General features: G+C 77.5%; 1 protein-coding gene. It reads left to right on the forward strand.

Features of this window, described 5'->3' with window-relative positions:
- On the forward strand, window positions 1–1,118 hold a 1,118-nt coding region (locus I73_RS09160; protein ID WP_022980331.1), incomplete at both ends, for an amidase family protein.

The raw sequence follows: 1,118 nt of genomic DNA on the forward strand, positions 1-1,118 counted from the left end.
CTACGTCAGCGGCGGCTCACGTTCAGGCTCGGCCTCGGTCGTCGCGCGCGGCCTGGTGCCCTTCGCCCTGGGCACCGACACCGCCGGCTCGGGCCGGGTGCCTGCCGGCTTCAACCAGCTCATCGGCCTCAAACCCACGCCGCACCGCCTGGGCATGCAAGGGGTGGTGCCGGCCTGCCGCACGCTGGACGTGGTCAACGTCTTCGCCCTGACCCTGGGCGATGCGGCCGAGGCCGCGGCCATCATCGACGGGCCGGACGCCGACTCGCCCCTGCCCCACCCGGTGCTGCAGCCGGCCTGGCTGCCGGAGCGGCCGCGCATCGGCATCCCCGCCAGACCCGAGCTGGACGCCGCCCTGGGCTACCCCGCCCCCTGGGCCGCCGCGCTGGCCCGCGCCCGCGCCCTGGGCGCCGAACTGGTGCCGGTGGACTTCGGTCCCCTCTTCGCGGTGGCCAGCCTGCTCTACGACGGCCCCTGGGTGGCCGAGCGCTACGCCGCCATCCGCGCCCTGATGGACGCGCAGCCCGAGGCCCTGGACCCGGTGGTGCGCGAGGTCATCGGCCAGGCCCGTCGATTCGATGCGGCCCAGGCCTTCGAGGGCCGCTACCGGCTCGACGCCCTGGCCCGGGCCGCGGCCACCCTGTGGCAGGGGCTGGACGCCCTGCTGGTACCCACCGCCCCCACCCACCCGACACGGGCCCAGGTGGCGGCCGAGCCCGTCGCCCGCAACAGCGCGCTGGGCCGCTACACCAACTTCGTCAACCTGCTGGGCTGGTCGGCCCTGGCCCTGCCCAGCGGCTTCACGGCCGCCGGCCTGCCCTTCGGCATCACGCTGATCGGCCCGGGCGGCGCCGATGCGGCCCTGGCCCAGTGGGGCCAGCGCTGGGAAGCCGCCCGCCTGGCCGAGCCCGGCGCCTTCCTGGGCGCCCACCTGCGCCCCCCGCGCGAGGACGACCACGCCCTGCGCCGCCACCCGGCCGCCGCGCCCAGCCTGGTGCTGGCGGTGGTGGGCGCCCATCTGCGGGGCCTGCCGCTGCACGGGCAGCTGACCGAGCGGGGCTGCCGCCTGCTGGCCCGCACCACCACCGCACCGGCCTACGGGCTGCATGCCCTGCCGG

The sequence above is a fragment of the Ideonella sp. B508-1 genome, from assembly GCF_000333615.1.
Classification (GTDB): Bacteria; Pseudomonadota; Gammaproteobacteria; order Burkholderiales; family Burkholderiaceae_C; genus Ideonella.